This is a genomic window from Acidovorax sp. HDW3 (assembly GCF_011303755.1).
Classification (GTDB): Bacteria; Pseudomonadota; Gammaproteobacteria; order Burkholderiales; family Burkholderiaceae_C; genus Paenacidovorax.
The window spans coordinates 1,764,586-1,788,240 of sequence record NZ_CP049885.1; the positions used below are offsets into that span (position 1 = coordinate 1,764,586).

The window sequence follows — 23,655 nt, forward strand, 5'->3', positions numbered from 1 at the left end:
GCGCCGGTCTGTATCGAGGGTCAAGCGGCCAACGCTTCGGCCGCTTCATCCACCACGGCGGGGGTTTCTTCCGGGCCGTCCTCCGATGAGGTCTCCTGCGGCCCCTCGGCCTTGAAGATGGCAGGCATCCAGCCCGTGCCCTCGGCCAGCCGCTCGGCCTCGCTGGCAATGTCGGCCTTCTTGAGCTTGCCAAGCCGGTTGACGTGATCCGGCGCGAACTCGCCCACGGCTTGCAGGATTGCAGCCTTCGGAACGTGCTTGAAATACCCCTCGGCGCTCGGCTTCCACCATGCCGCCATGTCGAGGCCCACGGCCTGCGCCAGTTCCGCGCCGGGCTGGTGCGGCGTGGCGCGAGGCGTCACCACGTCCACCGCCCCCGCCACGCACACGGCCAGCAGTTGGACCAACTCGCCTTGCTCCATCGCCAGCAGCGCGGCGAACAGTGCGGCGCTGTCCTCGGGCAGCTTGTCGCCCCATGCCTGCTGCACCTCGCGCAGCGCCAGGGCGGCGGGTGATTCCGGCCAGTCCGGGGCCATGCCTTCCAGCCGGTCTTGCACGGTGAGGCGAACCCCCATCGGCATGTCGTGCCCGTAGTAGCGACCCTGCAAGACGCTCTGCACCACGCCATGCACCAGCGCGGCCAGCGCCGCTTGCGGATGCCGGGCGACCTCGATTTGCAGCGCGGCGGTGCGGTGCGCGCTCAGGCGCTGCGCCAGCCGGTCGGAGACGGCGGGGGCCTGGGCCTGGGCTTCTTCCGTCGCTTCGTCTTCATCGTCGTTCGCGCCTTCACCCTCGGCAAAGCCTTGGCGCAGCTTCTCCAGCGTGCGCAGCGCCTTGGCCTCGGCCTCGCGCAGCAGCCCGCGATGGACCACGGCGTCCCCGTTGCGGTCGATGGTGACGATGGCACCGGCTGCGGCTTTCACACTCGCGCTGTAGCCCTGCAAGCCGTCTTCCAGCGCCTGCAACTGCTCGCCCAGGCGTTCGCCTTCTTCCTGCAAGGCTTCCGCCTTGTCTTCGTCGTCGGCGTCCATCGCCGCATCCACAGCAACGCCTGCGGCCTGCATCTTCTCTTGCAGCCGCTCGATGCACTGCGCCTCGCGCTTGTTCGGCGTGCGCCGCTCCCTCGGGGCACGCTGGAAGGCTTGCAGGTCGGCATGGGTCATGGCGGGGGTGGCGTCCACCCAGGCCCAGCCCTCGGTGCGGATGGTGTCGGCCATACCGGTCAGCTTCTCGCGCACCAGCGTTTCCAGCATCGCAGTGTCGGACACATACACGCCCGCATCGCCTTCCGCGAACAGGTCGCGGCGGATGCCGCCGCCTGCGGCTTCGTAGGCGTCCAGCCCGACGAAGCGCACCAGCGGATGCGAGGCTCCAATCTCGCGCTCGGTCAGGCGCTCGCGCAGCGCGGACGGGTTGCGCTGCCACTGCGGCGCATCGTAGAACGCGGCCTCCTGCGCGGCATGGTCGTCGGTGATGGCAAGGGCCATCAACTGATCGAGCGTCACGGCATCGGCACGGTAGTCGTCTATCAGGCGCGGCGAGACGTTCGCCAGCTTCAAACGGCGCTGCACCACCAGCGGCGTTACGGAGAAATCCGCCGCAATGTCCTCGATGGGCCGGCCCTCGGCCACCAGGGCGGCGAAGGCCTCGAACTGGTCAGCCGGGTGCATGGCCTCTCGCTGCACGTTCTCGGTGAGGCTGGCAGTCCGTGCCGTGCCATTGGCCACCTGCAGGCAAGGCACGTTCCAATCCTTAGCGATGCGGTGCTTTTTCGCCAGCAGCTTGAGCGCCGCGAGGCGACGGCCACCGGCCACCACCTCGTAATGCAGGCCATCGGCAGCGGGAATCACGATCAGGTTTTGCAGCAGGCCCACGCGCTGGATGGACGCGGCCAGCTCGGGGATGGACATGCGCGGGACGGTCTTGCGCACGTTGCGGCCCGTGGGGCGCAGCACCAGCCGCGACAGCGGCACCAGGATCATGTGCTTGCTCGGGTCGGCAGCTTGCAGCACGTTGGCGACGCTGCTGGCTGCGGTGTGGACGGCTTGGGCTTCGGTGGTGGTAACGGCGTTCATGGTGAATCTCCAATCGAGTGAAACAAGGGAATGGAGGGAACCGCCCCTCCGGCGGGGGGAACGGTTCAAGCCTTCAACTGGCGCATGCCATCGGCCAGCAGCCACAGGGCGCGGTTCAGGCGAATGTCGGAATCGATGCCCTGCACGGGGCGGGTCTGCTGCCTGCGGCCATTGGCAGCACGGCCGGACAATCCGCCCTTGGTCAGGTTCTCCTGCGTGCGGTTGAACACACTCCACAGGTCGGGGCGGCGGTCGTCGAAGCGGCGCGGCATCAGGATTTGCGATTCCGTGATGGGCGCGGGCTTGGTCGGATCGTCGTACCTGAGGGCCAGCGCGGCGCGGGCGAACACCTGCGATTCACTATCGTCCAAGGTGACGCCGCGCATCAGGTCGCGCGACTCCTTCACGCGGTCAAAACCGTGCAGCACCTCGAAGGCGCCTTCAATGACCTGGCCCGCCACGTCGCCCTTGTGCGGCACCCGCACATCGGCCACGGTGTCGCCGCAGACAAGGCCATTGCTGCAAACGAATCGGAACTGGCCCGCCAGCATCTGGTAGCTGCTGGTGCCGTCGTGCGAGTTCAGCAGAATGATTTCGTTGGCCTCTGCACCGTTGATCTGGCTGGCATGGCGCAGGCGCAGCATGTGTTTCGTGTGCTCGCGCTTGCCTTCGTTGCGCACGCGGGTTTGCGTCACCATGAAGGGCTGAAACCCTTCCTTGCGAAGCTCGGTCAGCACCGCCACCGTGGGGATGTAGGCGTACCGCTCGGAGCGGCTTTCGTGCGGGGCGTCCGCGAAGATGGACGGGGCCACCCTGCGAATCTGGTCATCGGACAGCGGGGAGTCGCTGCGCAATGCCGGGGAATGGGAAGCGAAACGGGATGCGAGTTGCATGGTCTTTCTCCTGACAAAGTTGGCTATTGAAGAAACCGCACACCGGATTCCTAGATTCGAAGCCCAGCCTTTCGGCTGTTCGGTGCGGTCGGCACGAAGAACCCGGTTGGCCTCGTTGCCACCGTCTTTCCTGAGTTCATCGCCCGCGACGGTCAGGAGCGCGCGAACGGGCGCCGTCAAGGAGACAAGCGCAGGGCTGGTGCGGCCCGCAGGCGCAGCCGAGGACACGGCCCTGCGCGCCTTGATGGCACACGGGAGCGGGCTACAGTCGCGAGCAAGGTGATGGAGTCAGGGGAGACGGCTGGACAGGCAACGGCCACCTCGATGTGCGGACCGCACGGCAAGCGAAGCGCGCAGGCCCGGATCTGGAAGCCGGGCCGGAGGCGTCAGCCGAGCGGAGTGAGGGAACGATGGAAGCCCGTCAGGGGCGAGACGCCGCAGGCGGCTCGATGCGTAGCACGACAGCGCGACCGGCCGTGCTCCTTGGCCGGGACGCCCATTTCAACTTGGGCAGGTACGGATGGATACAGCAGTTGAAATCCATGCCGGTGCCTTCACTTATCCCTTGGACATTCGCCATCTACACAAGGGGAGGGATATGGCAGATTTTTGCATCACGGCTGTCAGGTACAACCAAGACCGGAGCCACATCGAATACGTTCGTGTGAACGAAGAGAAGCCTGAGAAGATTGGGCTAAACCGTACCGTGTCACGCGCGTTCGTGGCCGACCTCATCCGCCTCGGCAAGGTGACATTCCAGACTAGAACGAAAACGGCTGAAGGGAATTGGAAGGTGGGTGCGCAGGTGCATCTCATCGACGATGTCTACCTGACGACCAACAAGAACAGCACCAAGCGGGACAATCTGGAGAACCTGCCGGAGTTCTAAGGGGCTCGTGTTGCCTCGCGTCGGGTTTGAAGGGGCGTCCTGCGACGCCCCAGGGCTGGGTCAGACTACGACCCGCCCAGCCAACCGCGCATCGCGCGCATAGGAGCTCAACCGCTTATCGGCGCGGAACGACAGGTCACGCTCGATCGGCAGGCCCAGCCCACCACGCACAGTCGCCAGCTCGTCCAGGCTGACCCAGCCGATTTCCGGCATCCCCAAGCCCAGATCACACAAGCCGAAGGCGTGATCGTGGTCATCGGGATCAATCTCAGTCAGCAGCCAGGTTGCGCTGGCATCCGGCGTAAACAGCTTGACCACAGGCGCCGGATCGAAGTCCGGATTTTCCAAAGATTCGCGGCCGTTGGCCAGCAGCATCACGCGCTGCTCGTCGGTGATGAGTGCGTTGTTCATGGTGAACTCCTGAAGATTGCCGGGCGGAATTGCCCGTCACCTCCAAGTCACGGCGCAGCGCAAGCAGTCAGGGGTCGAAGACGGTCGGAGGCCGCCAGCGTGCTTGCACGCGCAGCCCTTGACGGTGAGAACGCCGTGGTACGGTGAAGGGAACAGCAAGACCGCCCTGCCCCACACAGACTTGACCGGGCAAGCGGAGCGCGCAGGCCCCGATCACAAAGCGGGGCCGGAGGCGTCAGCCGAGCGCAGCGAGGGAATGATGGAAGCCCACCGGGGGCGAGACCCGCACAGTGGGGCTCGATGCGCAGCACGACAGCGCGACCGGCCATCCCATGGCCGGGGACGCCCCTGCGGCGATCCAACCACAGATGGGGTTTGTGCTTGGGCTGATTTTGCGGATAATGTGCCCAAGGCCTCGTCCGCCTGAGCTTCGAGCGGCTCAATCAAGACCGTTTTCTTCCTGATTTCTCCCTCTTTGTGCCACCCACCATGCGATGTCGCCTGGGCGTGGACCAAGTAAGCGCTCGATTGGTCCCCGCTGAAACAGGAGAATCGTATGTCCCTCGGCATTTCCGACCTCGCCCATTCCGTTCGCAAGAACAGCGCCGCTGCTGCCGTGCCTGTGCCGCTTGGCCATGCGCAGCAACTCGTCGCCGCCGCATTGGGCTACAAGACGTTTGCCGCCTACCAGGCGGCACAAGCCACCACGCAAGAACCCGCGAGCCTGACCGACGTTCACCACGTTGTGCTGGACGAAGACCTGCTCGATCAACGCGCCAGTGAACTGGGGGCAGCCCTGCCCCCGGATCGCTTGCAAGAACTGATCGAAACGGCCTTCCGGGAGCGAGCGCCCCATACGCGCATCCATGCCTCTCATGCCGCCTTCGAGGACTACCTGCGGCAGCACGTTGACCAGGTGGTTATCGAGGATGACCACGTGAACAGCGAAATGGCCAACGCCAACTTCGATGGCGTCAATGAAGTCTATTTCGATTTCGAGGTCGAGTTCGAGAACGTCCCTGTCGGCGGTGCGCTGGATATCGACCTCGACGGACACGTCGGCCTTGGCATCGACACCGAGCGCCCCTACGCGGGCCACATCGTTAATGTGGAAGGCACCCTGAGCGTGCAGCGTTTGGGCCGCCGCTGCTTTGGGTCGGTGGACTGCCAAGTGACCAACGCAGATCTCGATATGGACTGGGGCGGCGACGACCACGAAGACGGACCGCCCGTGCGCAGCATGTCCCAGGCCTATGCCGATCTGTTGGGCCTGGACCTGCACGAAGTGGGGAACCTCGTCGATGTGGACGCCGAACCGCAAGACGGCCACAGCGGCGAGATGGTCTACAGCTACATCCTCGATTTCACGGACTACGCCTCACCCGTAGTGGCACGGAAGATCCTGCAGCGCCACGCTTCGCTTCGCATCGAGGTCGGCCCCGACTTCTTCGAGAACGTGCGCAGCGACGACTGGCCTCGCTGAAGGTCCATTGAAGGAAGCCGATGCAGCGCTGAAACGCGCTGTGCAATGAACGGGGCGCCTCTCGACGCCCCGTTCAAGCTCAAGTGACGATCCGGCCGGAGTGCCGCGCATCGCACACATGGGCGCTCAGCCGCTTCCCAGCCCGAAAGCTCAGATCACGCTCGATCGGCAGCCCCAGCCGACCACGTACCGTGGTCAGTTCCTGCAGGCTGACCCAGCCCAGTTCGGGACAACCCAAGCCCAGGTCGCACAACCTAAAGGCGTGGTCGCGCTCCTCCAGGTCGATCTCAGTGAGCAGCCAGGTCGCGCCGGTGTCGGGCGTAAACAGCTTGAGCATGGGTGCGGGATCGAAGTCCGTTTTGTGCTGGGTGTCCGAACACAGAGTCTCCGGCACAATGTAGCAAATCGTAGCAAGTCAATCAGGGAGGGAGCGTGTTGTATCAACCTTGGTGCGATAGAGATGTCGAAGAAGACGCCAGTAAGCAGCTCTGGCGACTGGCCGAGCGCGAAGGGGGAAGAGCCGCCATTAAAGCGATTCTCACCACCCGCATCCGATCTCACTACGACAACCTGGACCAAATTGCCGATGACGTGCGCGAGCTGGGGTATCCAGGTGCAGCTGCTATTTTGTCCGAGCGCATGCCACGCTCAGCCCGAGCGCGTTCTGGAGAACTTGGCGAAATCCTCGCAACCGAGTTGGTCGAGGAACACCTTGATTTCAAGATTCCGGTACGTCGGTTGCGTTACAAGGACGGGCGAGAAATGGCGCTGCGCGGCGATGACTTCGTTGGATTGAGGCTCGATGACCAAGCCAATCTGCATTTTCTGAAAGGGGAGTCGAAAAGTCGCGCCAACCTTTCCAGAGCCACCATTTCAGAGGCCCGCGAGGCGCTATCTCGGGATGACGGCCGCCCCACCGCTACTTCTCTGCTGTTTGTCGCGGATCGCCTTATGGAAGGGGGCGGTGAGCGCCGGGACGTGGGCCGGAAAATTCGCAACGAAGTCGCCAGCAGAGCAGCGCCCCCCGCGAGGACCAGCCACATGCTGTTCACCATGTCGGGCAATGCGACCCCTCAGGCGCAGCTTGATGACCTAGCAGCGGCGGGCGGAAACCGCCCTCAGTTATCTGCACACCTGCGCATAGAAGATCACCAGGCCTTTATCCGGGCCTGCTACGAAAGGGCGCTGGCACTTGGAAACGATTGAAGAACTGACCGGCTTCCTGCGCGAAACCACCCAAGACGGATATCGAGGTCGCCTGCAGGCCCGTGGTCAAGCACGGGCGCTGATCCGCCATGACGGACACCTGCCACCGGATGCCCCCGCTTTCAGCGAAGGGATCGACTCAGACCTCGCTGACTATGGCTTTTCGGTGCTGCGCGCCTCACTGGCACTGCGCGAGCTTGGAGGCGATCAGGAGACTTGGCGGCGTGGCTTCGTGCATGCGGGTGGTGCTTTCGAGGCATTGGTCCAGAACGGCGCGCAGGAAGACACATTCCGAGGCTTCTATCGAACAGTCGGGGCTGCAGCCTATCACTTGGCAAACTACTCCGCACTGGCGTTCTCTCTTCTGACACAAGCGCAGGCTGACCAGAACCGCTCGCCAGCCGAGGATGCACTTGCACTGCTGATCGTGCGCGATCTGAAAGGACTTGGACAGCGTGCAAGGGCGTGGCTACATGACCCCGTCAACGGCGATGAAGGCATCAGCCGAGCGGCGGCCGAAGGGGAACTTGACCCCGACGACGTAGTCTCCCGCGTGGCGACATCAACGATGTTCAGGGCGCTGGTGTTCTTCGAGTTTGGCCTGCAGACCGGCCATGACTCCCTCGTCGTGGAAGCGCGCAACCTGCTAAGGCGAGCGATTTCGTTGACCAAGGCTGCCAGCGCGGTTTCGCTTTGGTGGATTCTTCGAATCACAGCAAACCTCATCGACGACCTTTGGTCAAGCAGCCTGCACAAGGTCTTGCCCCTCGAAGGCCCACCCGGCTCAGGAGACTATGCCCAGCTAAGGAAGCTGTTTGTTTCCGAGCTGTACAGCCGGCGCTCGTCCGAGGTGGAGCTGTGGCCTTCTCAGTTGCTGGCGGCACAACGGGCCGTCGATGTATCCGACGACTTGGTGGTAGCCCTCCCCACCAGCGCAGGCAAGACACGAATAGCAGAGATCGCGGCATTAATGGCACTGACCTGTGGACACCGGGTTTTGATCGTAACGCCACTGCGAGCACTTTCGGCTCAAACCGAGCGCTCCTTTCGCAGAACATTCACGCCTCTTGGATTCTCCGTCTCGTCACTTTATGGAAGCAGCGGCATCGCCGGGACAGACGAGGATGCGCTGCGGGAACAGAACATCGTCATCGCCACGCCAGAGAAACTGGACTTTGCTCTGCGAAATGACCCCGACATCATCAATGACGTCGGGTTGATCGTTCTCGACGAAGGGCATCTGATTGGCCCCAGCGAACGCGAAATCCGCTATGAGAACTTGGTACAGCGATTGCTGCGGCGCCCCGACCATGCAGATCGACGAATCGTCTGTCTTTCGGCGATCCTGCCGGCAGGAGATCAACTCAACGATCTGACTGCATGGATTCGTAGTGATGCTCCCGGCGATCCAATCCAGTCCAGTTGGCGACCCACGCGCCAGCGCTTTGGCACGTTATCTTGGCTCGGCACTTCTGCACGCCTGAGCTTCGACCTTGAGCCAGATGGCCCGTTCATTCGACACTTTGTGCCGGAGGTTCCGCCTATTCGCCCCCGTCGAACGCCGTTCCCCAAGGACAACAAGGAATTGACTCTCGCAGCGGCGTGGAAATTCTCCGAGCAAGGAAAACGAGCACTCGTTTTTTGCACTCAGCGCGATCATGTCGAGGGATTTGCAGAAACCGCCCTGGATATGCAACGACGGGGCTTTCTGCCGTCTCTGCTTGCCAACGTCCAGGAAGTCGAACGTGCCATGGCCGTGGGTCGGGAATGGCTAGGAGCCGAGCACCCAGCAGTCCGCTGCTTGGCTATCGGAGTTGCGATTCATCATGGGCGTCTCCCAGGCCCCTTCCTTCGAGAAGTGGAAGCACTGCTTGCCGCAGGCGTTCTGCGGGTTACTGTGGCCTCGCCAACCTTGGCCCAGGGCTTGAATCTTAATGCTGCGGTACTCCTGATCCCCAACCTGTACAGGGCGGGCACCCTGATCACGGGAGAAGAATTCGCCAATGTCGCGGGCCGTGCTGGCCGAGCATTTGTAGACCTTGAAGGGCTGGTGATTCATGTGATGCATGAACCGGAAGCCTGGCGTCACCAGCGGTGGCGAGAGTTGGTCACGTCGGCCAAGGCCCGCTCACTTTCGAGCGGCATCATCGCCGTAGTCAATGAGGTCATACGGCGCCTCTCGACTTCGGGAGTATTTGCGCGCGGGGATGCCATGGAGTACCTGTCCAGCACACAGGGCGCTTGGTTCCCAGATGCCGCAGGGGACGACCAAAATTCAGATTCAATGGAAAGCCTTATCGAGCGGTTGGACGCAACCGTGCTTGGCCTGGTCGAAGCGCTTGATGCGGAAAGCGCGGATCTTCCACGACTGTTGGATGAGGCCCTTGTGGGCTCGCTTTGGGCAAGGCAAATCGCGCGCCTGGATGCCCTCGAAAAGCAAAAGCAGCTCTGGATTCTCGTCAGTAGAGCGCAGCTCATCTGGAACAAGACAACGATCGAGCAACGCAAGGGCCAGTTTGCAATGGGCGTGGGTCTTGAATCGGGGCTTGCCATCGACGCATTGGCAGCGAAACTGACCGAGTTTCTTGATCTAGGTGATGCGGCTGCGCTCGTTGGAGATGCCGATGCCTTGATCGCCGCACTCGTTGGGATGGGGGAGCGGCTTCTTGCGATCCGTCCCTTTGTTCCAAATGATCCACTGCCTGCGAACTGGAAAGAACTACTTGGAGCCTGGATTCGGGGGGAAGACGTGGCGGCCATCGGCCAAGAGGGCATGCGCGTAGTTGACGATGCGTTCGTCTATCGTCTGGTATGGGCGATTGAAGCCGTCCGAATGAATCGGCGGATCAACGGCGGCGAATCAGAAATGCTTGTTGAGGGCGCCGCCGCCGCGTGCCTGGAAGCCGGACTGCCATCCAACGCCATGGCCATGCTTGTTCGAGCAGGCCTGCCCTCGCGCGTTGCCGCTAAGACAGTCATTGAGCAGATGACGCCTGGGTTCACGAATCGCGCAGAGATGAAGGCTTGGCTACGATCGGCAGAAGTGGCGGCCTTCGACCACGCTCCCGGTTGGCCCACTCTCGAAACGCATTCAATCTGGCAACTGTTTCGACGCGACGTTCTTTCGAGCGTAGACGGTAAGTGGGCGTCACAGGAATGGACGATGCAATGGCCCTCTCGGTCCGCTTTTCCTATGCGGGTTGAGGTTGATCCGCAAAGTGGCCAAGTGTCTATCGCAACGCCTGACTTTGCCCAGCTTACGACGATCAGACAGAAGCTTCAGGCGGAATCACCGAGCCTGTTTGAAGTCGAGCCGCGGCAGGACGGAACGAGTGTCAGCATCCGCCGCATTGGTCGAGGCGAGGCGCGCTGGGTGGAACAGGGTGCGTAACTGTCCCATCTCGTGTGATCATATACCCCACAGGAGTTGGGCATTCTTCCAAGCAAGAGAGGTAATGCGCAACGTGGTGGAATCCTTCAAACAGGAGCAATCGACATGAGCCAAGTGCACGCGCAAGCACGAACCACACCGCGTACGAGAGCCGAGATTAAAGCTTCGTCAGCATCGATTGCAGAACTGGCCGATCGCTACAACATCAACCGTGCGACAGCACGCAAATGGAAGCACCGAGACAGCCCGGATGATCTCTCGCACCGTCCGCACACGCTGCATACAACGCTCTCGCCCGTGCAGGAAGCCATCGCTGTGGAGCTGCGCCGCCTGCTGTTTTTGCCCCTGGATGACCTGCTGGCGGTGGTGCGAGAGTTTGTGAACCCGCAGGTCTCCCGTGCAGGTCTGGATCGTTGCTTGCGCCGCCACGGCGTCTCCAGTTTGCGTGAACTTCAGGCCCAGGCCCAGGCCGATGCGGGCACTGGTGACAAGCCCGTCAAGACCTTCAAGGACTATGAACCAGGCTTTGTGCATGTGGACATCAAATACCTGCCGCAGATGCCCGACGAGCGCCAGCGGCGCTATCTGTTCGTGGCCATAGACCGGGCAACGCGCTGGGTGTTCATGCACATCTATGCCGACCAGAGCGAGGACTCCAGCGTGGACTTCCTGGAGCGTCTGGAGCGTGCAGCACCCATGAAGATCGTCAAACTACTCACCGACAACGGCAGTCAGTTCACGGATCGGTTCACGAACAAAAAACGCGAACCCAGCGGGCGGCACAAGTTCGATATGCGCTGCAAGGCGTTGGGCATTGAGCACCGGCTGTGTCCGCCGCGCCACCCGCAGACCAACGGCATGGTGGAGCGTTTCAACGGGCGTATCAGCGAAATCGTCAGGCAAACGCGCTTTGCATCCGCAGCGCAGCTGGAGGCCACATTGATGAACTACGTCAAAACCTACAACCACCAGATTCCACAGCGTGCACTCAAGCACGTTTCACCCGTTCAGGCGTTGAAGGATTGGTATGCAAAAAAGCCGGAATTGTTCAAGAAGCGTGTTTACAAACAGGCGGGACTTGACACGTAACCTGGCGCGGGCGCGTAGATGTATCACTGTCGGCTGACTGTCGGGTTCCTGTCGTGTTGCTGTTGCCTCTGGCTCCCCATACTTCGCCACATCGGTTGAAAACAAAGGAGCTACAAAATGAGCACTGCAGAAAGCACTCAACAAACCCGCCTGCTGACGCCGGCTGAACTGGCCGTTTGCATCAGAATGTTCCGCGAAATGCGTCAATGGTCGCAAGAACAATTGGCTGAGATTTCCGGCCTCAACGTGAGAACGGTCCAGCGGGTCGAACAAGGCTTATCCGCCAGTCTCGATACCCGCCGCGCCCTTGCCAGTGCGTTCGAGTTCGAGGACATCGATGCACTCAACAAGCCGTTCACCATTCCATCGGAAGAAGAACTTAAGGCGGCAAAGGAAAAATTCGATCGTGAGCACGTCACCTTGACGGCGATTCCGCTGACCACAGGCAAGCAGTTGGCCAAGCTTGCGGAAATTTGCTCAATGGACTTGTCGGAGCCTGGTTTCGAGCTGACCCGCGAAGCGGACGAAACCTTCGCCGCCCTTGTGGACTATTTCAGGGACTACCGGGATTGCGCGGATGTCTACAGCGAAACACAGAAATTCGAGATTTATGACGAGATGCAATCCAACATCGACGCGCTCAAGACGCTTGGCGTGTCGCTGCGCTACGCCGAACGCAAGATGCAGGTGAAATGGGGAACGGAGCCGGACAGCAAGCCGATGCTGGTCAATGTGCTGTACGTGGTCGCCTTTCCACTCGGCAAGGAACCAGAGCAATTCGCCACACCGAAATCCGGTGGCGTCCGTTTATGACAAGGACCGATCCATGACCGATACCCCAATCATAGACGCCTTATTTTCTGCTCTCATCAACAGCGACAAGGATGCACTCGACGAAATCGAGTCCCAACGCGCGGCGGAGTGCGCGTTCCTGCGTGCAGTCATCTGCACCGATGCCCCAGGTGCGATCGACCTCGAACTTGGCCTCAGCGTGACCTCCAGCGAGTACGTTACCCCCTTCTTCGAAGGCCCGCGAGCATTCTTCATGTCAGCCGGGGCCAGCATCGAAGCACGACGCACGGGTGGCAGATCGAATGCACTGATCGACTTTTCGCTGAGCTTCGATTCGAACTTCGCGGAGAAGATGCGTGCGGCAATCGCCGGTGAAATGATCCAGCAGGTCGATCGCGATCGCGTCAACGAGGTCCTCATGCTCAAGGCCCGTAATCGCAACGTGCAATTCGATGTTCTGCCATTCCTTATTGAGAACACCCGCCTGATCCGCGACGATCCACGCAACGAACGTCCCCTGAACACGTTGATCGCTTTCCGCATGCTCGATCATCTGGATTGGGATGTTTTTCGGGATGATCCCAGTCGCTTCGTCTTCGATGCCCCGTGCGAAGAACTAAAGACTTCACTTCGTCCCGAAGCCATGGCCTTTCAGTCGGAACTACAGACCAGCGGGGATGTCATTCGGCACGAAGCCAAGAGCGCAGGGACGCAGGCGCTTCTCTTGCGGTTCGCCCGGCTGTGGCACGAGAAACGCAAACCCGATAAGAGCCGCATTCTGCGTGAACTGCTGCGTTTCAGCATCCATCACCTCGGGGCCATCCCGCTCACCGAGTTGCACCTCGTATGGAGCGGCATGACCTCCGAATTGGGGGCGCCGTTCTTCGGCCCGATCACAGGACGATCCAAGACAATGTTGGAGGACGTTCGCGGCATGGCTTGGGACATGACGCTTCTGCGCGCCCTGGAGAAAAATGCTACGGCCAGCCGGCTCGGCTCCTTCTTCATTCCATATTTTGTGTCGATCGATCGCCGCTGGCGTCATTTGCTGCGCCTAAATCCCGTCAGGATGATGCTGATCGATGATGCGCATCGACGCGTGCTCTTTGCGCGTGCCGATGAGCTATCGTTCCGGCGTTTCTTTGAAGAATGCGCGCAGACCGAGTTGCAGGCAGAGATGACGCCTGAGAAGGTTGAAGCTCGTCGCAGGGCGGCACAGACCGCCAAATTAGACGCAATGCGGCAACTTGTCGTCGATGAGGAGAATCTTTGGTTTGAGCAAGTCTCGCAGCAAACGGCGAGCGAGATCCGGTAGTTCTGCGTTGCTGTCATGCTCGGAAAATCGCACCGAGTTCGCTGCGTTACGCCACAGCAGGTTGTCCCGATAGGTACCGAACTTCATCATGTCTCCATGCAGTGTGCTCATGGAGTCCGAGGTGGAACACCTATCGCAAAAATCGATCGCGGCCGGCATCGACACCGGCCAATCCCTAGCTCCGCCTGGCACGGAAGCCTACGAGGCGCTGCCGCAGTTCCCAAAGAGCAGCCCGCTTCCTTTCCGGCGCACGATCCGCCGCCACGAATTGCGGCAGATCGTCCCTCTGGCCGAAACGACGATCTACGAAATGGAGCGTCGAGGAGAATTCCCCCGGCGCTTCAATCTGACACCGCGCTGCGTGGTATGGGACCTCGCCGAAGTAGAAGCCTGGATCGAGGAACGCAAGCAAGCCTCTCGCGCCAACGTTGCAAAGCCCGATGTCCACCTACGAAAAACCCGCCCTGTTCGGGCGGGTTCCGGTCAGGGGTGAAGCTGGCGACAGCCTCATCCAACAAGAGCTTCCAACTCCTTGGAAGCCGAGCCCGATAGCCGCCGCCCTTCCTTGGCCACATTGACCTGCAAGGCAACGCAGGCCACCTCCAGAACATCGCCGGCCAGCGTATAGCTGCCCTTGGCCTGCAGCCAGGTCAGCACATCCGCCAAGTGCCAGATTGATGCACTGCCCTCATGCACAGGCGCCGGGAAGCTGCCCGGATGGGCCAACATCAGCTTGCGCATGTTCTGCCGCGACACGCCGACTATGTCAGCCACATCGGTCAGCCCGACCAAATCCGGCGCAACCTCGATCAGCCTGGCCGACGATACGGCACGCCGCACGTCAGCCAGCGCACTGCGCACCGCCGCACACGCACTGTCCGCCTCACGGGTGAACTCCAGGGCAAGCCGCCCCGGCTGCCCGATGCCGACCAGGGCATCGTCGCAGCCGGCCGCGCCCAGGCGCTCGACCAGCGCATCCACGTCACGGTCATCGTCGGCAAGCTGGTATTTCAGGGTGAAGGTGTATTCCATTGCGCTATTCCTCGGCATCGTCGGCCGCGTCCTGCTGCTTGCGATGCGTCGTGCAGTTGTCCACGACGCGCCGCAAGGCGCGTGCGTGGTTCCCTGGGTTCTTCGGCGTGCTCCACACGCTGGTGATACAGAACTCGCCGCAACGACACTCCGCGTCGTTGTACGGACAGTAAATCCGCCCCCAAGCGTGGCTGCCGCCGACTTCCACGCGCCAACCCTGCCCTTCGGCATGCCTGAGTGCTTCCTCGACCTCTTTCTTCGGATGAGAGGAACGGGCCATCACAGTCTCCAGTATGGGAATGATTGGCCAGGTTGTCAAGTGACAACCTAGCCACTGCTTCAGGCCATTGCACTCAACACCGGCACGACGACGTTGTCGGGCATCAGCTTTGGAACGTAGGTCTGCCCGTCGATCCAGGCATCGACCATGCTGGCCCACTCCTGCAGCATGTGGCGCCGCTGCTCGGCGTATTCGGCTTTGTTGTAGATCGAACGCGAGGAACGCCCCTCCTCGTGCGCAAGGCACTTCTCGATCCAGTCGCGGTTGAACCCGATCTCGTTGAGCAGCGTCGAGCCCGTGCGGCGCAGGTCATGGACGGTGAACGGCTCCAGAGGCAGGCCTGCAGCCTTGGCCCGCTGCGCCACGATCTGCGTGACCCGGTTGAGGGTCGCGTGAGACATGCAGCGGTCGGAGTCGTAGCGCGACGGCAGCACGAACTTCGATCCAGCCGCGCAGGTATGCAGCGCCACCAGGATGTCCAACGCCTGGCGCGACAGGTAGACCACATGCGGATTGCGCCCCTTCATCCGCTGCTTCGGAATGGTCCAGGTCGCGTTCTCGAAATCAACCTCGTCCCAGGTGGCCTCGATCAGCTCGCTCTTGCGCACCAGCGTCAGCAGGACCATGCGCAGCGCCAGACGGATGGTCGGATAGGTGGCCACCGACTCCATCTGCCGCGACATCAGGCGGATCTCCAGCGGTGACAAAGCACGGTCCTTCGGTACGAAGGTCGCAATCGAGGCTGCGCCCACATCGGCCGCCGGGTTGTCCACCTTCTCCCCATGCAGGATGGCGAAGGCATAGACCTGCTTCACGATGTCGCGGACGTGCACCGCGGTGGCTGGCGCCCCGCGCCCCTTCACCTTGCCGCACAAGGCGCGCAAGTCATCAGCGGTGATTTCGTTGAGCAGGCGGTTCTGGAAGGCCGGCAGGATGTCCCGATCGACGATGCTCTTACGCATCGCTCGCGTGCTATCGGCCATCCTGGCGCCGGCCAGCCATTGGGCCGTCATATCGCCAAAGTTCTTGGCGGCGGTCAGGCGGCGCTTCTCGCGCTGTTTCTCATGCGCCGGAGACTTGCCCTGGGCGACGGCCTTCTTGGCATCCAGCAGCTTTTCACGGGCCATCCCCAGCGAAATGCCCGCCGGCCCGTAGCGGCCAATGGTCAGGGTCTCGCGGCGGCCGTTGAGACGGTAATCGAAGCGGAAGGTGACGGTACCGGTGGGCGATACCGTCACGTACATTCCATCCCGGTCAGAAGCCTTATAAGTCAAGGACTTAGGCTTCAAATTGCGTAATGCGGTGTCGGTAAGCATCGAGGTTTTTCCTCCTGTTCATGACGGCTTTTACCGTCAGGGGTCAGGAGACCTGCTGATGCTCGGAAAGCCGCATGAAACAAGCTTTCCTGAGGAGTGATTTACCGTCAAAGACCGGTTTGGTCTGGATAGTAAACGGGAGGGTCTTAATCCGGCCTCCGGTTTCTACCGTCACCTCTACCGCCAATCCGTTTTGCTGGCCGGCGATAGCTACCGATAGTTGTCGTAACATATTTCTTTTTAAATCAACACGTTACGACAGTTTTTCGATAGGCCACGATAGTCTCCGAAGGACCTGATTTCACTCCCACTCGATCGTCGCCGGTGGCTTGCTCGATACGTCGTAAGTCACGCGATTGATGCCGCGCACTTCGTTGATGATGCGGCCCGACACCTTCTTGAGCAGCGCATACGGCAGCTCCGCCCAGTCGGCGGTCATGAAGTCGGATGTCTGCACGGCGCGCAGCGCCACCACGTAGTCGTAGGTGCGGCCGTCGCCCATCACGCCCACGCTTTTCACGGGCAGGAACACGGTGAAGGCCTGGCTGGTGAGGTCGTACCAGGTCTTGCCGGTGGTTTCGTCGCGGAAGTTGCGCAGTTCTTCGATGAAGATGGCGTCGGCGCGGCGCAGCAGGTCGGCGTATTCCTTTTTCACTTCACCCAGAATGCGCACGCCCAGGCCGGGGCCGGGGAAGGGGTGGCGGTACACCATGTCGTGCGGCAGGCCGAGCGCCACGCCCAGCTCGCGCACCTCGTCCTTGAACAGGTCGCGCAGGGGTTCGAGCAGTTTCAGGCCGAGCTGCTCGGGCAGGCCGCCGACGTTGTGGTGGCTCTTGATGGTGACGGCCTTTTTGCTCTTGGCACCGCCGCTCTCGATCACGTCGGGGTAGATGGTGCCTTGGGCCAAGAAGGTTGCGCCCTTGTGGCCTGCGTTGGCGGCCTTGAGCTTGGCGGCCTCGGCCTTGAAGACATCGACAAACAGGCCGCCGATGATCTTGCGCTTTTGCTCGGGCTCGCTCACCCCAGCGAGTTGGCCCAGGAACAGGTCAGCAGCATCGACGCGGATGACCTTGGCGTGCAGCTTGCCAGCGAACATGTCCATGACCATGTCGCCCTCGTTCAGGCGCAGCAGACCGTGATCGACGAACACGCAGGTGAGTTGGTCGCCAATGGCCCGGTGGATGAGCGCTGCAGCCACGCTGGAATCGACACCGCCCGAGAGGCCGAGGATGACTTCCTCGTCGCCCACCTGCTCGCGGATTTTTTGCACCGCTTCTTCGATGTGGTCGCGCATGATCCAGTCGGCCTGGGCAGCGCAAATCTCGCGCACGAAGCGATTGAGCAGCGCCGCACCCTGCACGGTGTGCGTGACCTCGGGGTGAAATTGCACGGCGTAGAAGCGCCGCGCCTCATCGGCCATGCCGGCGATGGCGCAGGCGGGCGTGGACGCCATGAGCTTGAAACCCGGTGGCAGCTGCGTGACCTTGTCGCCATGGCTCATCCAGACTTTCAACATGCCGTGGCCCTCGGGCGTGGCGAAGTCTTCGATGCCTTGCAGCAGCGCCGTGTGGCCGTGGGCGCGCACCTCGGCATAGCCGAATTCGCGTGTGTGGCCGCCCTCGACCTTGCCGCCGAGCTGGTTGGCCATGGTTTGCATACCGTAGCAAATGCCCAGCACCGGGATGCCGAGCTCGAACACGGCGTCGGGCGCCTTGTCATCGACCTCGTACACGCTGGCGTGGCTGCCCGAGAGGATCACGCCCTTGAGCTTGCCGTCGGCGGCAAACTCGCGCACCCAGTCGCTGCTGACGTCGCAGGGGTGCACCTCGCAGTACACATGGGCCTCGCGCACACGGCGGGCGATGAGCTGGGTGACCTGGGAGCCGAAGTCGAGGATAAGAATCTTGTCGTGTTGCATGGCGATTTATAAGGAAATCGGCCTCTAGCGCCCGACTGGCAAGCGCAAGCAGCTATCAAAAACAGAGCAGAACTGCGGTGTTTCAACCGCAGTTCTGAATCAATCAGCGCGGTAGTTGGGCGCTTCTTTGGTGATTTGCACGTCGTGCACGTGCGATTCGCGGATGCCGGCTGCCGTGATCTCGACGAACTCGGCCTTGTCGTTCATCTCGGCAATCGTGGCGCAGCCGCAGTAGCCCATGGCGGCGCGCACGCCACCGGCCATCTGGAACACGATGCTGACCATGCTGCCTTTGTAGGGCACGCGGCCCTCGATGCCCTCGGGCACGAGCTTGTCGGCGTTGGGGTTGCCGGTGGTCGCTTCCTGGAAGTAGCGGTCCGCGCTGCCCTGCTGCATGGCACCGATCGAGCCCATGCCACGGTAGCTCTTGTAGCTGCGGCCCTGGTACAGAATGACCTCGCCCGGCGCTTCTTCGGTGCCGGCGAACATGCCACCCATCATGATGGTGGAGGCCCCTGCCGCAATCGCCTTGGCGATGTCGCCCGAGTAGCGGATGCCGCCGTCGGCAATCAAGGGCACGCCCGTGCCTTTGAGCGCGGTGGCCACGCTGTCGATCGCCATGATCTGCGGCACGCCCACACCGGCGACGATGCGCGTGGTGCAGATCGAGCCGGGGCCGATGCCGACCTTGACCGCGTCCGCACCCGCTTCCACCAGCGCCAGCGCCGCTGCGCCGGTGGCGATGTTGCCGCCGATGACTTCGACCTGCGGATAGTTTTGCTTGACCCAGCGCACGCGGTCGATCACGCCCTTGCTGTGGCCGTGGGCGGTATCGACCACGATGGCATCCACACCGGCCTTGACCAGGGCGGCCACGCGCTCCTCGGTGCCGGCGCCCACGCCCACGGCGGCGGCGACGCGCAGGCGCCCCTCGGCGTCGCGTGCGGCGTTGGGGAAAATGGTTTGCTTGTTGATGTCCTTGACGGTAATGAGGCCCTTCAATTCAAAGGCGTCATTCACCACCAGCAGGCGTTCGAGCTTGTGCTTGTTGAGCAGCGCCTTGGCTTGCTGCGGGCTGGTGTGGTCTTTTTCGTTGACGGTGATGAGCTTTTCGCGCGGCGTCATGATCTGGCTGACCTTGACGTCGTAGCGCGTCTCAAAGCGCACATCGCGGCTGGTGACGATGCCGATCACCTTGCCGCCGTCGCACACCGGAAAGCCCGAGATGCCGAGGTTTTCCGACAATTCAAGCACCTGCAGCACCGTGTGCTCGGGGGTAATCACCACCGGATCGTGCACCACACCGGATTCGTGGCGCTTGACCTTGGCGACCTCGGCCGCCTGCTGCTCGGCGGTCATGTTCTTGTGAATGACGCCAATGCCGCCTTCTTGCGCGATGGCAATGGCCAGGCGCGCTTCGGTCACGGTGTCCATGGCGGCGGACACGAGGGGCAGGTTGAGCTGGATGTTGCGCGTGAAGCGCGTGGCGAGGGTGGTGTCCTTGGGCAGGACCTGGGAGTACGCGGGCACCAACAACACATCGTCGAAGGTGAGCGCTTTTCCGAGTAGGCGCATGTGAAAGCTCCAAAAGAGGGATTGTACCCGTCCCACAAAAACTGTGGCAGCAGATACACTGACACCCCATGAAAACGCACCGCATCCTCCTGGCCCTCGCTGCCTGCTGGTTTTCTGTGAACGCCACCGCCCAATGGCAGTGGCTCGACAAAGATGGCCGCAAGGTCTTCAGCGACCGCCCGCCACCAGCCGACATCCCCGATTCACGCGTGCTGCAGCAACCCCAGCTGCGCCAGCCCGCCGCCAAGCCCGCTGCAGCAGCAGACAGCGAAGCCAGCGCCCCCCCCGTAACCGAAGCCAAAACACCAGCCAAGGACAAGGAGCTGGAAGAGAAAAAAGCCAAGCAAGAGGCCGAACAAGCCGCCAAGGCCAAGGCCGAAGAAGCCCGCCAGGCAGCGGTGCGGGCCGACAACTGCGAGCGTGCGCGCCGCGCCAAAACCACCTACGAATCAGGCCGGCGCATTGCGCAAACCAATGCCCAGGGCGAAAAAGTCATCGTCGATGAGGCCATGCGCGCAGCCGAAGTGCAGCGCCTGGACGGCATCATCAACAACAACTGCCGCTAACTCGCGCCAACCGCCTTCAATACCCCGCCTTACCCCCGGGGCGCTGGCGGGCAAAAAGCCCGCTGGTGCGCGCCCCCTGGCGGGCAAAGCGCTGGCGCCGGGCCACTTTGGGATCGACGGTCAACACGCGGTAGCACTCGATGCGGTCCCCGTCGTGCAAGGGCGCGTTACGCGCTACCACCTTGCCCCAGATTCCGCAGGCCATGTCCGCTGGCAACGCCCAGGCGCTGGCTGCCAAAGCGTCCGCCACACAACTGCCCGGCGGCAGGCACAACGCCAATTCCTGCACCGCCCCTGCCTGCAAGCTAGCGCACAGCGTGATGCGCAGATCAGCCATAAATTTGCTCGGCCCGTTTCACAAAGGCATCGACCAAAGAGCCGGCGATGCGGTCAAACACCGGGCCCACCAGCGTCGCCAAGGCTTTGTTGTCAAAACCGTAACGCAGCAACAGCTCCACCCGGCTGGCGCGCTGGCTGCCATCGCCAACGGGGTAAAAATGCCAATCCCCTTCGAGTTGCGAGAATGGCCCCTTGATCAGCTGCATCTGCACGCGCCGCCCCACCTCGTGCACATTGCGCGTCACAAATGCCTGGCGCAGCCCCCCCATGGCAATGCCCACCTCGGCTGTCATGCCTTGGGCGTCGTGCGCCAGCACCTGGGCGTGGTCACACCAGGGCAGAAAAGCCGGGTAATGCTGCACATCCGTCACCAGGCTGAACATTTCCTCTGGGGCGTACCAGATCAGGACGGATTTATGGACGGTTTTCATGAGAACAAAAGCGAGCTTCCGCCACCGCACCCTGCCGGGCAGGCTTGAGAATCTAAAATCGAGGCAAAGCTGCCAATTGTAGGCAAGCCGTTTTCCTGCACAGGCATCACAGCAATCATTCCATGGCCAAGAAACCCGATACTGCGTCCCGCATTGCCGACAACAAAAAAGCGGCGTTCAACTATTTCTTCGAAGAACGCCACGAGGCCGGCGTGGTGCTGCACGGTTGGGAGGTAAAGGCGCTGCGCGAAGGCAAGGTACAACTGACGGACGGCTACGTCATCATCAAGGAGGGCGAGCTGTTTTTGATCGGCTGCCAGATCAACCCACTCAAAACCGCCTCCACCCACGTCAACCCAGATGCCGCGCGCATCAAGAAGCTGCTGCTGCACAAAAACGAAATTTTGCGCCTGATCGGCAAGGTCGAGCAAAAGGGCTACACCCTCGTGCCGCTGAACCTGCACTGGAAAAACGGCCTGGTCAAATGCGAAATCGCCCTGGCCAAGGGCAAGGCCGAGCACGACAAACGCGACACCATCAAGGAGCGCGAAGGCAAGCGCGAGGTCGAGCGCGCCATGAAAAGCCGCCACCGCTGACCGCCACCGGCACAGCCATGGCAGCGGTCAATGCCCTCAATTACGCCAGCGACTGCAGCGGGTGCGCGTAGGCCGGCCAGGGGCTGACAAAGAAGGGCTGCCACATCGCTGGCGTGACCTCTTCAATGCGCGCGGGCTGCCAGCGCGGCTGCTGGTCTTTGTCCACCGCCAGGGCGCGAATGCCCTCAATGGTTTCGCTTTGCCCGGGACGCAGGCAAAAGCAGTGGCGCACCATGTCGCGCTCCATGCGCAAGTCGTCTGCCAGCGAAAGCCCACGCGCACGCCGAATTTGCTCCATCACCACGTGCAGCATCAGGGGCGAGCGCTTGCGCAGTGTTGCCGCCGTGGCCTGCGCCCACGCATCCGCCGAAGCCTCCAGCGCAGCGATGATGGCGCCCACGCTCTCCAGGGCAAAAAAAGTATCAATTTGGCCTCTAAGGCTTGCTGATAAAGCGTCAGCAGCTATTGTTTTTGAAGCAATAAAATCTTCTACCGCTGCACCATCGGCAAACGATCGTGCGCCCAGCTCATCCCACAGGGCTGGCAGCTGCGCCACCGGCACACAGACATCGGCCAAACCAAGGGCGACGGCGTCGCCTGCGCCAATCGTCTCGCCGGTCAGCGCCAGCCATTCCCCACTGTGGCCAGGGCAGCGCGCAAGAAAGTAGCCACCACCCACATCCGGGAACAGGCCAATAGCAGTTTCCGGCATGGCCATCTTGGTGCGCTCGGTCACCACCCTCAGGGTCGCCCCTTGGCTGATGCCCATGCCGCCACCCATGACGATGCCATCCATGAACGCGATATAAGGCTTGCCATAGGTATGGATGAGGTGGTTGAGGGCATATTCCTCGGTAAAAAAATCTTCCAATTCAGGATTTCCCAGCGTCCCCGCCTGGTGCAAGAACCGAATATCCCCGCCCGCACAAAAAGCGCCAAATACGCCATCCTTATTACTGCCGCGAATGGCAACAGCCAGCACCAGGGGGTCATCACGCCACGCCAGAAGCTGAGCCATCAGAGCCCGCACCATCTCCAAAGAAAGGGCGTTCAGCGCCTTGGGGCGATTGAGGGTGATGCAGCCGATGCACCCCCGCAGCTGCGCCACCACGTATTCACTTTTTTGCATATTTGTCTCCAATCACGGTGAAATGATTTTGCAGGCGAAAAAAAAGCCCCGTCACCGGGGCTTTCATGCGTAATCGGGAGATTACTTGCGGGTACCGACCACTTCGATTTCCACGCGACGGTTCTTGGCGCGACCTTCTTTGGTCTTGTTGTCAGCCACAGGCTGCTTCTCGCCCTTGCCTTCGGTGTACACGCGGTTCTTTTCGATGCCCTTGGACACCAGGTAAGCCTTCACGGCTTCAGCGCGGCGCACGGACAGCTTCTGGTTGTAAGCATCAGAGCCCACGGAGTCGGTGTGACCCACAGCGATCACGACTTCCAGGTTGATGCCCTTGATCTTGCCAACCAGGTCGTCCAGCTTGGCTTTGCCTTCAGGCTTGAGCACCGACTTGTCAAAGTCGAAGAAAGCGTCGGCAGCGTAGGTCACCTTGGAGGCAGCCACAGGAGCCGGAGCGGGCTTGGCAGCCGGAGCAGCGGCAGCCGGAGCAGCAGCGGCAGCCGGAGCAGCAGCAACCAGGGCGCCGTCGCAGCCTTGAGCGGCGGTGGCAGGGGTCCAGTTGGCATCGCGCCAGCACAGTTCATTGGTGCCGTTCTTCCAAACCAGGTCACCAGAACCGTTCTTCCAGTTATCGACGGATTGGGCGCCAGCGGCGGTTGCAAGCGCAGCGGAGGCCAACAACATAGCCACTTTGTTGAGTTTCTTCATGGTTCTCCTCTTGGGGATTAAGCCGCAGCCGCGCTGCGAATTAGGGACGTCGTCAGTGACCATCACCAAAAACGTTGAAAAGATTGTGCCATACGTAACTGCCGAATTCCCAACCCGCAAGGTCCGGCGAGCCCCTATGGGCGGGCATTCCTTGCTACATGTTGCGCAGGTGCTACATGCTCTTGCGCCTAAAATGACCCTTTCGCCCTGTCGCACGTGCCCTC

22 protein-coding genes and 1 pseudogene are annotated in these 23,655 nt (G+C 61.7%); 10 read left to right on the forward strand and 13 right to left on the reverse strand.

Going from position 1 to position 23,655, the window contains the following annotated elements; genetic code table 11:
- Positions 1-20: 20 nt before the first annotated feature.
- Together G7045_RS08025 and G7045_RS08030 are read right to left on the reverse strand one after the other, a co-directional pair.
- Entirely contained in the window at positions 21-2,075 is a 2,055-nt protein-coding gene (locus G7045_RS08025; RefSeq protein WP_166159149.1) for a ParB/RepB/Spo0J family partition protein, read from the reverse strand.
- A gap of 65 nt (positions 2,076-2,140) precedes the next feature.
- Positions 2,141-2,968 carry a DUF932 domain-containing protein gene (locus tag G7045_RS08030; protein WP_166159150.1) on the reverse strand — a complete coding sequence of 276 codons (828 nt, stop codon included), beginning with the start codon at positions 2,966-2,968 and terminating at the stop codon, positions 2,141-2,143.
- 520 nt (positions 2,969-3,488) lie between these two features.
- Between G7045_RS08030 and G7045_RS08035 the strand changes: the two genes are divergently transcribed.
- Positions 3,489-3,857: a DUF3892 domain-containing protein gene (locus G7045_RS08035; RefSeq protein ID WP_205737176.1), complete on the forward strand. Its 369-nt coding sequence runs from the start codon at positions 3,489-3,491 to the stop codon at positions 3,855-3,857.
- 60 nt (positions 3,858-3,917) lie between these two features.
- Here G7045_RS08035 and G7045_RS08040 read toward each other — a convergent pair whose 3' ends face one another.
- The gene (locus G7045_RS08040; protein ID WP_166159151.1) at positions 3,918-4,268 is read right to left on the reverse strand and encodes a DUF2958 domain-containing protein; all 351 of its coding nucleotides are present in this window, start codon (positions 4,266-4,268) and stop codon (positions 3,918-3,920) included.
- A 556-nt stretch (positions 4,269-4,824) separates the two neighbouring features.
- Here G7045_RS08040 and G7045_RS08045 point away from each other — a divergent pair.
- Positions 4,825-5,751: a hypothetical protein gene (locus tag G7045_RS08045; RefSeq protein ID WP_166159152.1), complete on the forward strand. Its 927-nt coding sequence runs from the start codon at positions 4,825-4,827 to the stop codon at positions 5,749-5,751.
- A gap of 79 nt (positions 5,752-5,830) precedes the next feature.
- Here the strand turns inward: G7045_RS08045 and G7045_RS08050 are convergent.
- Positions 5,831-6,109 (reverse strand): annotated as a pseudogene (locus G7045_RS08050) (DUF2958 domain-containing protein); the annotation flags it as partial.
- Positions 6,110-6,186: 77 nt separating this feature from the next.
- Here G7045_RS08050 and G7045_RS08055 point away from each other — a divergent pair.
- The 6 genes from G7045_RS08055 to G7045_RS08080 all read left to right on the forward strand — a co-directional run bounded on the left by G7045_RS08055 (position 6,187) and on the right by G7045_RS08080 (position 14,037).
- Positions 6,187-6,957, forward strand: a complete 771-nt coding sequence (locus G7045_RS08055; protein WP_205737177.1) for a Hachiman antiphage defense system protein HamA — start codon at positions 6,187-6,189, stop codon at positions 6,955-6,957.
- Positions 6,944-10,348: a DEAD/DEAH box helicase gene (locus tag G7045_RS08060; RefSeq protein WP_166159155.1), complete on the forward strand. Its 3,405-nt coding sequence runs from the start codon at positions 6,944-6,946 to the stop codon at positions 10,346-10,348. Before G7045_RS08055 ends, G7045_RS08060 begins: the two co-directional genes overlap by 14 nt.
- A 105-nt stretch (positions 10,349-10,453) precedes the next feature.
- Complete coding sequence (locus tag G7045_RS08065; RefSeq protein ID WP_166159156.1) at positions 10,454-11,437, forward strand: IS481 family transposase; 984 nt, start codon at positions 10,454-10,456, stop codon at positions 11,435-11,437.
- Between the two features lie 117 nt (positions 11,438-11,554).
- Positions 11,555-12,250: a helix-turn-helix domain-containing protein gene (locus tag G7045_RS08070; protein WP_166159157.1), complete on the forward strand. Its 696-nt coding sequence runs from the start codon at positions 11,555-11,557 to the stop codon at positions 12,248-12,250.
- A 13-nt stretch (positions 12,251-12,263) separates the two neighbouring features.
- A complete protein-coding gene (locus G7045_RS08075) occupies positions 12,264-13,544 on the forward strand; it encodes a hypothetical protein (protein WP_166159158.1) in 1,281 nt (426 codons plus the stop codon).
- Between the two features lie 109 nt (positions 13,545-13,653).
- On the forward strand, positions 13,654-14,037 hold the full coding sequence (locus tag G7045_RS08080) for an AlpA family transcriptional regulator (protein WP_166159159.1): 384 nt from the start codon (positions 13,654-13,656) through the stop codon (positions 14,035-14,037).
- A 14-nt stretch (positions 14,038-14,051) separates the two neighbouring features.
- On the opposite strand, the gene G7045_RS08085 is transcribed toward G7045_RS08080, so the two are convergent.
- From G7045_RS08085 to guaB, 5 genes are all read right to left on the reverse strand, one after another.
- Positions 14,052-14,576: an AlpA family transcriptional regulator gene (locus G7045_RS08085; RefSeq protein WP_166159160.1), complete on the reverse strand. Its 525-nt coding sequence runs from the start codon at positions 14,574-14,576 to the stop codon at positions 14,052-14,054.
- A 4-nt stretch (positions 14,577-14,580) separates the two neighbouring features.
- Positions 14,581-14,856: a hypothetical protein gene (locus G7045_RS08090; RefSeq protein ID WP_166159161.1), complete on the reverse strand. Its 276-nt coding sequence runs from the start codon at positions 14,854-14,856 to the stop codon at positions 14,581-14,583.
- 59 nt (positions 14,857-14,915) lie between these two features.
- Positions 14,916-16,172, reverse strand: a complete 1,257-nt coding sequence (locus G7045_RS08095) for a site-specific integrase (RefSeq protein WP_042550681.1) — start codon at positions 16,170-16,172, stop codon at positions 14,916-14,918.
- Positions 16,173-16,473: 301 nt separating this feature from the next.
- Positions 16,474-18,090, reverse strand: coding sequence for a glutamine-hydrolyzing GMP synthase (gene guaA / locus G7045_RS08100; protein WP_166159162.1), 1,617 nt, complete (start codon positions 18,088-18,090; stop codon positions 16,474-16,476).
- Positions 18,091-18,189: 99 nt separating this feature from the next.
- Positions 18,190-19,665, reverse strand: coding sequence for an IMP dehydrogenase (gene guaB / locus G7045_RS08105; protein WP_166159163.1), 1,476 nt, complete (start codon positions 19,663-19,665; stop codon positions 18,190-18,192).
- Between the two features lie 68 nt (positions 19,666-19,733).
- On the opposite strand from guaB, the gene G7045_RS08110 reads away from it, so the two are divergent.
- Entirely contained in the window at positions 19,734-20,231 is a 498-nt protein-coding gene (locus G7045_RS08110) for a DUF4124 domain-containing protein (RefSeq protein ID WP_166159164.1), read from the forward strand.
- Positions 20,232-20,247: 16 nt separating this feature from the next.
- On the opposite strand, the gene G7045_RS08115 is transcribed toward G7045_RS08110, so the two are convergent.
- Together G7045_RS08115 and G7045_RS08120 are read right to left on the reverse strand one after the other, a co-directional pair.
- Entirely contained in the window at positions 20,248-20,568 is a 321-nt protein-coding gene (locus G7045_RS08115) for an RnfH family protein (protein ID WP_166159165.1), read from the reverse strand.
- Entirely contained in the window at positions 20,561-21,001 is a 441-nt protein-coding gene (locus G7045_RS08120; protein ID WP_166159166.1) for a type II toxin-antitoxin system RatA family toxin, read from the reverse strand. The genes G7045_RS08115 and G7045_RS08120 overlap by 8 nt, the downstream gene beginning before the upstream one ends.
- A 122-nt stretch (positions 21,002-21,123) precedes the next feature.
- On the opposite strand from G7045_RS08120, the gene smpB reads away from it, so the two are divergent.
- Positions 21,124-21,597: an SsrA-binding protein SmpB gene (gene smpB / locus G7045_RS08125; protein ID WP_166159167.1), complete on the forward strand. Its 474-nt coding sequence runs from the start codon at positions 21,124-21,126 to the stop codon at positions 21,595-21,597.
- Positions 21,598-21,637: 40 nt separating this feature from the next.
- Here smpB and G7045_RS08130 read toward each other — a convergent pair whose 3' ends face one another.
- On the reverse strand, positions 21,638-22,726 hold the full coding sequence (locus G7045_RS08130; protein ID WP_166159168.1) for an enoyl-CoA hydratase/isomerase family protein: 1,089 nt from the start codon (positions 22,724-22,726) through the stop codon (positions 21,638-21,640).
- Between the two features lie 81 nt (positions 22,727-22,807).
- Positions 22,808-23,431 carry an outer membrane protein OmpA gene (gene ompA, locus G7045_RS08135; protein WP_166159169.1) on the reverse strand — a complete coding sequence of 208 codons (624 nt, stop codon included), beginning with the start codon at positions 23,429-23,431 and terminating at the stop codon, positions 22,808-22,810.
- Positions 23,432-23,655: the final 224 nt, after the last annotated feature.

Coding starts and splice junctions, on each gene's coding strand:
- G7045_RS08025 (WP_166159149.1), bottom strand. CDS start 2,075: ATGAACGCCGTTACCACCACCGAAGCCCAAGCCGTCCACACCGCAGCC.
- G7045_RS08030 (WP_166159150.1), bottom strand. CDS start 2,968: ATGCAACTCGCATCCCGTTTCGCTTCCCATTCCCCGGCATTGCGCAGC.
- G7045_RS08035 (WP_205737176.1), top strand. CDS start 3,489: ATGGATACAGCAGTTGAAATCCATGCCGGTGCCTTCACTTATCCCTTG.
- G7045_RS08040 (WP_166159151.1), bottom strand. CDS start 4,268: ATGAACAACGCACTCATCACCGACGAGCAGCGCGTGATGCTGCTGGCC.
- G7045_RS08045 (WP_166159152.1), top strand. CDS start 4,825: ATGTCCCTCGGCATTTCCGACCTCGCCCATTCCGTTCGCAAGAACAGC.
- G7045_RS08065 (WP_166159156.1), top strand. CDS start 10,454: ATGAGCCAAGTGCACGCGCAAGCACGAACCACACCGCGTACGAGAGCC.
- G7045_RS08070 (WP_166159157.1), top strand. CDS start 11,555: ATGAGCACTGCAGAAAGCACTCAACAAACCCGCCTGCTGACGCCGGCT.
- G7045_RS08075 (WP_166159158.1), top strand. CDS start 12,264: ATGACCGATACCCCAATCATAGACGCCTTATTTTCTGCTCTCATCAAC.
- G7045_RS08080 (WP_166159159.1), top strand. CDS start 13,654: ATGGAGTCCGAGGTGGAACACCTATCGCAAAAATCGATCGCGGCCGGC.
- G7045_RS08085 (WP_166159160.1), bottom strand. CDS start 14,576: ATGGAATACACCTTCACCCTGAAATACCAGCTTGCCGACGATGACCGT.
- G7045_RS08090 (WP_166159161.1), bottom strand. CDS start 14,856: ATGGCCCGTTCCTCTCATCCGAAGAAAGAGGTCGAGGAAGCACTCAGG.
- G7045_RS08095 (WP_042550681.1), bottom strand. CDS start 16,172: ATGCTTACCGACACCGCATTACGCAATTTGAAGCCTAAGTCCTTGACT.
- guaA (WP_166159162.1), bottom strand. CDS start 18,090: ATGCAACACGACAAGATTCTTATCCTCGACTTCGGCTCCCAGGTCACC.
- guaB (WP_166159163.1), bottom strand. CDS start 19,665: ATGCGCCTACTCGGAAAAGCGCTCACCTTCGACGATGTGTTGTTGGTG.
- G7045_RS08110 (WP_166159164.1), top strand. CDS start 19,734: ATGAAAACGCACCGCATCCTCCTGGCCCTCGCTGCCTGCTGGTTTTCT.
- G7045_RS08115 (WP_166159165.1), bottom strand. CDS start 20,568: ATGGCTGATCTGCGCATCACGCTGTGCGCTAGCTTGCAGGCAGGGGCG.
- G7045_RS08120 (WP_166159166.1), bottom strand. CDS start 21,001: ATGAAAACCGTCCATAAATCCGTCCTGATCTGGTACGCCCCAGAGGAA.
- smpB (WP_166159167.1), top strand. CDS start 21,124: ATGGCCAAGAAACCCGATACTGCGTCCCGCATTGCCGACAACAAAAAA.
- G7045_RS08130 (WP_166159168.1), bottom strand. CDS start 22,726: ATGCAAAAAAGTGAATACGTGGTGGCGCAGCTGCGGGGGTGCATCGGC.
- ompA (WP_166159169.1), bottom strand. CDS start 23,431: ATGAAGAAACTCAACAAAGTGGCTATGTTGTTGGCCTCCGCTGCGCTT.